The organism is Megasphaera micronuciformis F0359 (assembly GCF_000165735.1).
In the GTDB taxonomy this organism is placed as follows: Bacteria; Bacillota; Negativicutes; order Veillonellales; family Megasphaeraceae; genus Megasphaera; species Megasphaera micronuciformis.
In genome coordinates this window covers 166,168-172,671 of the sequence record NZ_GL538208.1, presented here as the reverse complement: position 1 = coordinate 172,671, position 6,504 = coordinate 166,168, and the positions used below count along the sequence as shown (strand labels likewise).

Here is a 6,504-nt window from a genome sequence, read left to right as displayed (position 1 = left end):
AGAAAGACGAAAACGGATAAAGTCGATGCCCGCTCCATTGCTGAAATGCTTGTGACTGATAAGACACTCAAGCCCTATACAGGTACATCCTACCACAGCGAGGAGCTGAAGTCATTAACTCGTTATCGTTTTGAGCTTGTTAAAGAACGTGCGAAACTGAAAACTTCAGTATCTAGGCTTGTAAACATCCTGTTCCCGGAACTTGAGTCTCTTGTTCCGACTCTGCACATGAACTCGGTATACCGTCTTCTTCAGGAACTGCCGGGAGCATATTTTATCGCAAGTTCCAATCTCACCCACCTGAAAGCTCTACTTGCTGATGCTTCAAAAGGGCACTATGGTCGTGAAAAGGCCATCGAAATCAGAGAGACTGCAAAATCTTCTATCGGATCACTTATGCCGGCTAAATCAATGGAACTCAGGCAGACAATCCGCCGAATTGACACACTGACTTCCGATATTAAAGAAGTCGAGCAGTCCATTCAGAAAATCATGGATGAGTGTGGTTCTCCAATTACAACTATTCCCGGCATCAAGTATCGTATGGGTGCAATGATTCTAGCAGAGATTGGAGACTTTGCACGCTTTAGCAATGCAGATCAAGTTCTTGCTTATGCAGGACTATCTCCGTCTACGTACCAGTCCGGACAGCTAATATCTTCTTATGTTCGCATGGAAAAACGTGGCTCTAAGTATCTGCGTTACGCACTTTTCAATGCTGCTATATATGCTTCTGTGTGGGACGAGCGATTCAGGCTCTATCTGTCAAAAAAGCGGGCAGAGGGCAAGCACTACTATGTCGCAATAAGCCATGTGGTTAAAAAGCTTGTCAGAACCATCTTTCGGATGGAAATAACCCATACGTCATATCAGCCTTTATAAGTTAAATTAGCTCATAATCTTTTCTGAGAGCATCATCGCTGATGCTCTATTCGTCATACAGTTTTCAATGTACTAATCTATCTAAAATACGTTTCCGTATTTTATTCTGAAAATCTAAATTTTATGCTTGACCATTAATAGTTAGTCTAAGATATTCGCTATCAATTGATAGCGTATATCCTTTTAAATTGCATGTCAAGAAGACTATCCCTATTGCAACGGGCGGTGATAACAGGGGCGCTGTTTTCAAGAGCATTTATGGCTCTTTGAATGTTCTCCGTTACTGTGATAACACGAAGCACTCCCATCTCTTTAGTTGTGATGTAAGATATGTATTGTAATCCTACAATGTCCATGAAAAAAACCGGCAAACCTCTTAAAAAATTTGCCGGCTCGTATATTCATTATATAAAGTTACAAAGCAGTAAGAAAGGTTAATCCCCCTAAAATCACTCCCGCTGAATTAGGAATAATGAGAATCCAGTCCTTTTTCGGTTCTTTAGTCCATCCATAAATAACCCAAATCAGGCAGGAAATTGCAGCAAATAATGGTTGAAACGGTTGCGCTTTGCTTCCTTGTAAATTGGCGTAAATTTGAGGGATATAGGCAATAAAGACAAAAATTCCAATAAATGCTCCAATAGACCCTACCAAAAGATTAAGTTTTTGTTTGGTCATCTGCTTCTCCTTTCCATTGATACGATTTCTATAAATCATTAAATAATATCGTAAATATCTATTTTTAAGAAAGTTACAATAATAATTATAATATTTTTTTTATTTTCGTCAAATAATTTTTTATGATTTTTCTTCATAAAATGTAAGTTCAGATGCAAAAATGGAAATCGAATTTAACAAATCTAAGATTAAGTAAAATTGACAGTATTAAATGCCAATCCGGCTATCAAAGCTTCCTCATATGCCGGTAGAAAGTCTTATGAAGATATAGCATTTCCTGCTCCGCATAATGTGCATGAGGATAAATATAGATTTCTCCAATCTTTGAACAAAACAATTTTGTAAGAGCGAAAGTACAAATCGAGTCCGGAAGATAAGATAAGCACTTTAACTTTTGCGGGATGATTCTCACTCCCTTTTTCTGTAAAAGGTATAGATTTCTTTTTATTCGACGTGTAGTTTTTTTCATCAACTGCTGATTCCCTGCCGCATCCAAATGATTTCCTTTACCTTCTCGTATGGCATCCCCCAAAGGCACCACCAAAGCAAGATGGCAGAGTTGCCACTCTTCCATGGAAGGACATATTTCATAGGGAACTTTCGCTTTCCGAAACAAGCTCTCCAATTGTTTTACTCTCTTCGTCCTCTTTCCGGAAATTTCCCCAAAGCTTGTCTTTTGAATCAGCGCCGGTGTCAACGATGCCTTTACCACTTTTCCCTTCATTTCTCCCCCCGCTCCCGGAAATGCAGGAATCAAACGTCCTTTTCCCAGTATTTTTTCCCACTTTTCGTAGCTTTCCGCTGTATTTACCATGGTGACAATATTCTTACAGGGACAATCCTTTAAGGTCTGTAATGCCTCCTCTACCTGTTCTCTTCTGACCGTAACAAAAATGAAGTCGTAATTTTTCTTTAAATTGTTAACAACAGGCAATGTAAACTGACATATTTTATTCTTCCTCGTATTATATAGTCATACCCATTCTTTACCTGTTCTAAGGTATAGGGTATGCTGTTGAAGATGCTGTGGATTGGTCTTTGCCTCCTACCGCATAGACGGTTACAGAAAGGCTCCAACCACAGCCTCTTTGTCAAAGTGTTAATCAGTTAGATACCGCATGACGGTTTATGTAGAACGAGGTTACATCGGCAGAGAGCCCTGTGGATCCAATACAGCGTCAAATACTTTTAAGGAGGATCATGTGGATGATCTATGTTGGTATCGATGTTGCAAAGGATAAACACGATTGCTGCATCTTGGGATCAGAAGCCGATAAGCTCTTTCCGGTATTTACTATTCCGAATAACAAGGCGGGCTTTGATGAGCTGTATGAGAAGATGTTCTCTGTGACTGATGATAAGACCAAAATAAAAGTAGGTCTTGAAGCTACCGGTCACTACTCACTCAATCTTCTCGGATCGCTCATTGATAAAGGTCTACCCACCTGTGTTATCAACCCGTTACATACCAATCTTTACAGAAAAGGTCTAAGCCTTAGAAAGACGAAAACGGATAAAGTCGATGCCCGTTCGATTGCTATGATGTTAATGACTAATAAGACTCTCAAGCCCTACTCAGACATATCATATCATAACGAAGAACTTAAGTCATTAACTCGTTATCGTTTCGACAAGGTTCAGGAGCGGGCAAAACTCAAATCTTCCGTAGCTCGTCTTGTAAACATCCTTTTTCCGGAGCTGGAAAAACTCGTCCCCAGCCTTCATATGGCTTCGGTGTATTCCTTGCTGTCCAAACTTCCCGGAGCCTCTTACATTACCGAATGTCATCTTACCCATCTCAAAAATCTCCTAGAAACAGCCTCTAAAGGCCATTACGGACGAGATATGGCGATTACTTTAAGAAACACCGCCAGGGACTCTATCGGCTCTGTGATACCGGCAAAATCAATGGAACTAAAGCACACCATCCATTTGATTAAGGTGATGACGGAAGAGATTGATGAAATTGAAGATTCCATCAAATCCATCATGGACACTTGTAACTCTCCGATTATGACAATCCCTGGGATTAGCTATCGTATGGGAGCTATGATCCTTGCAGAGATTGGTGACTTCACTCGATTCAACTATGCTGATCAGATACTGGCATTTGCAGGGTTGTCACCTTCTACCTACCAATCAGGTCAACTGGATTCTAGCTATTCTCATATGGAGAAACGAGGTTCTCGTTATCTAAGATATGCTTTGTTCAATGCCGCGAAATTTGTCTGCAAGTGGGATGAGAATTTCGGAGCTTACCTCTCAAAGAAGATAGGCGAAGGCAAGCACTATAATGTTGCTATCGGTCATGCAACGAAAAAACTGGTACGCACCATATACCGAATGGAACTTACAGGCGAAGCCTACCGAAGATAATTCATTAACTTCACATCCTTTTCTGAGAGCACCTGTTTAGATGTTCTATTTGTCATGCGATTTTCAAGGTACTGATTGAGGCTTAAGCCTGCCTCCGGGCTATCTAAAACATCTGGTGATGTCTTATTCAAAAAATCTTATTTTCCAATTGACTTTTAATAGTTAGTCTAATTATACCGGTTTTAAGGCTCTATCACTTTGCCGGGATTCATAATCCAGTTGGGGTCCACGGCCTGCTTTATAGTTTTCATAAATTCCAGTTCTACCGGGTCCGTGTATTTTTCCATATACTTCAAGCGTTTCAGCCCGATGCCGTGTTCTCCCGATAGCCTGCCGCCTAAAGAGTATACATACGGATAGGCAACAGCGCGAAATTGTTCCAACTGTTTTTCCCAATCCTCATCGCTCATGTCACATTTCAGGATTTGAAAGTGAATATTTCCGTCTCCGGCATGAGCCAGACAAAAAGGCCGAAAATCATATTTCCTGCTTTCTTCCATCAGTGTTTTTATGCAATCTGCAATTTTCGTAACAGGAACGACCAGGTCTTCCGATGTGCCCACTTTCGAATAGGTTCGCGTACTTTCCAGGCAGTTACGGCGTACGCTCCAAACGCGATCGTCAGCCTCTACAACGTCTGTAGCATGACATTCTTCGCAAATCTTCATCAATTTTTCCGTTTTTTCATCCAGCTCCGCTTCGTTAAAAGCTTCTATAGTAATGATGTCATAATAGCCGTCTTCCTTGTGCGGCAAATCCAGTTTGCAGTACTCACAAGCACTGCGCACGAAGGATACGTCCATAAATTCAACGGACGTCGGATTAATACCGGCTTTAACGATTTTGGGTACCGCTTCGGCAGCGTCGCTTAATTTTGTAAAAACTGCGAGAACGTCTACATGAAAAGGGCTTAAAGGCACGAGTTTCAACGTGGCCTTTGTAATAATCCCCAGTGTCCCCTCACTCCCTATAATCAGTTGATCTAAACAAAATCCGGTAGAGCATTTTTTCAAAGTGCTGCCGAAAGTCGCGATTTTTCCGTTAGGCAATACGACTTCAACGGAATATACCTGATTTCTCGTCGTGCCATAACGAACCGCTTTGTTACCGCCCGCATTGGTTGCCAAGTTTCCGCCTATAAGACAGCTGTCGGCACTACACGGGTCGCCGGCATACATAAGTCCCTTCGACTTGGCCAAAGCCTGAATATCCGCTGTTCTTACGCCGGCTTCGACGACCATATACATTCCCTCTTCACTGCATTCAAGAATGCGGTTCATCCGCTCCGTAAGAACTACGATACCGCCTTGTGCCGGTACGGCTCCGCAACTGACACTTGTTCCGGCACCGCGAGGCGTTAAGGGCACTTTATACCGATTGGCAAGTTTTACAATTTCCGCCGTTTCCCGTGCATCCGCCGGCAACACCACCACTTCGGGCATAACCCAATAAGACGGAGCCAAGCTTTCATCGGCCTTATATATATCCAAGACGGACGGATCCGTCTTTACGTATTTTTCTCCCACAACCTGTCGCAATTCTTGCAACAATTCTTCAGTAACCGCATTATATTTCATCTATACCACCCTTTAACGAGAAATAAAAAGAGAAGCGTTTCGTTTTTGTACATACATACAAAAACGACCTTCGCTTCCCTTTCGCATGACAGCCTCTTGTACTCTTATTATAAGATTATAAGGTACCCATAGCCCAGGCAATAATCAGTCGGCCGAACATGAGTACGAAGGCTCCCTTAGCCAAGTATCCTAAGAATGCTTCAAATGAATCTTCATGCTCGTGGTATTTATCTACCTTCATATTTGCTTCCATGTATTACTCCTTTTCTTAGTGCGGAAATAATTCTTGTACCAATCGGGCTGAATCCTTATCCCGCTTAATACCCATTATAAGGGTTTTTTCCGAATTTTCCATATGTTTTTTTGCTATTTTTCGAGCTTGAACACTGTTATGGTTAGCAATGCTTTCCACCAACTGTCTGTGTTCTTCCCACGTTGCGGCTAAACGACCGGGATAATGCATCGATATGGAACGAAAACGAAGCATTTGTTCCCGTAAATTATGTAAAATATCGACCAGTCTGTTATTACGACTGGCACGATAGAGAACGCCGTGAAAACGAATATCCGTATCGACGATTTTATCAAATTCGTCACGGTCTATATATTCGTTAATCTCTACTAAAATACGTTCCAGTTCTTCCAATTCGTCGGGGGTGATGCGTTCTGCCGCAAGGCCGGCGGCCAACTCTTCCAAAGCACTGCGAATTTCAAATACCTGAACTACATCTTTTAAAGAAATATCGGCTACATACGTCCCGCGACGCGGTATCATGACGACAAAGCCTTCCAATTCAAGCTTGCGAATAGCTTCCCGAATAGGCGTACGGCTTACGCCCAACTCATCGGCCAGTTGAATTTCCATCAAGCGTTCTCCGGGTTTTAATATGCCCTCTTTAATAGCTTGTCTTAGAGCTTCACTGACAACGTCACGCAGGGGCTTATACGTGTCCAAGCGTATGGGTTCCAATTTATGTTCTTTGTTCACTTT

At 42.0% G+C, this 6,504-nt stretch carries 7 protein-coding genes; 2 read left to right on the top strand and 5 right to left on the bottom strand.

Annotation, left to right across the window (positions count from 1 at the left end):
• A partial coding sequence (locus HMPREF9429_RS04560; RefSeq protein ID WP_006942005.1) for an IS110 family RNA-guided transposase occupies positions 1-882 on the top strand: 882 nt, incomplete at its 5' end.
• Between the two features lie 414 nt (positions 883-1,296).
• Here HMPREF9429_RS04560 and HMPREF9429_RS04550 read toward each other — a convergent pair.
• Entirely contained in the window at positions 1,297-1,560 is a 264-nt protein-coding gene (locus HMPREF9429_RS04550) for a SemiSWEET family transporter (RefSeq protein WP_040773816.1), read from the bottom strand.
• A 226-nt stretch (positions 1,561-1,786) separates the two neighbouring features.
• Positions 1,787-2,494, bottom strand: a complete 708-nt coding sequence (locus HMPREF9429_RS04545) for a hypothetical protein (protein WP_006941997.1) — start codon at positions 2,492-2,494, stop codon at positions 1,787-1,789.
• Positions 2,495-2,766: 272 nt separating this feature from the next.
• Between HMPREF9429_RS04545 and HMPREF9429_RS04540 the strand changes: the two genes are divergently transcribed.
• Positions 2,767-3,936, top strand: a complete 1,170-nt coding sequence (locus HMPREF9429_RS04540) for an IS110 family RNA-guided transposase (RefSeq protein WP_040773813.1) — start codon at positions 2,767-2,769, stop codon at positions 3,934-3,936.
• 182 nt (positions 3,937-4,118) lie between these two features.
• On the opposite strand, the gene HMPREF9429_RS04535 is transcribed toward HMPREF9429_RS04540, so the two are convergent.
• From HMPREF9429_RS04535 to HMPREF9429_RS04530, 3 genes are all read right to left on the bottom strand, one after another.
• Complete coding sequence (locus HMPREF9429_RS04535; RefSeq protein WP_006941994.1) at positions 4,119-5,513, bottom strand: FAD-binding oxidoreductase; 1,395 nt, start codon at positions 5,511-5,513, stop codon at positions 4,119-4,121.
• 115 nt (positions 5,514-5,628) lie between these two features.
• On the bottom strand, positions 5,629-5,766 hold the full coding sequence (locus tag HMPREF9429_RS09165; RefSeq protein ID WP_006941991.1) for a hypothetical protein: 138 nt from the start codon (positions 5,764-5,766) through the stop codon (positions 5,629-5,631).
• A gap of 15 nt (positions 5,767-5,781) precedes the next feature.
• Positions 5,782-6,501 carry a GntR family transcriptional regulator gene (locus HMPREF9429_RS04530; protein WP_006941990.1) on the bottom strand — a complete coding sequence of 240 codons (720 nt, stop codon included), beginning with the start codon at positions 6,499-6,501 and terminating at the stop codon, positions 5,782-5,784.
• Between the last annotated feature and the right edge of the window lie 3 nt (positions 6,502-6,504).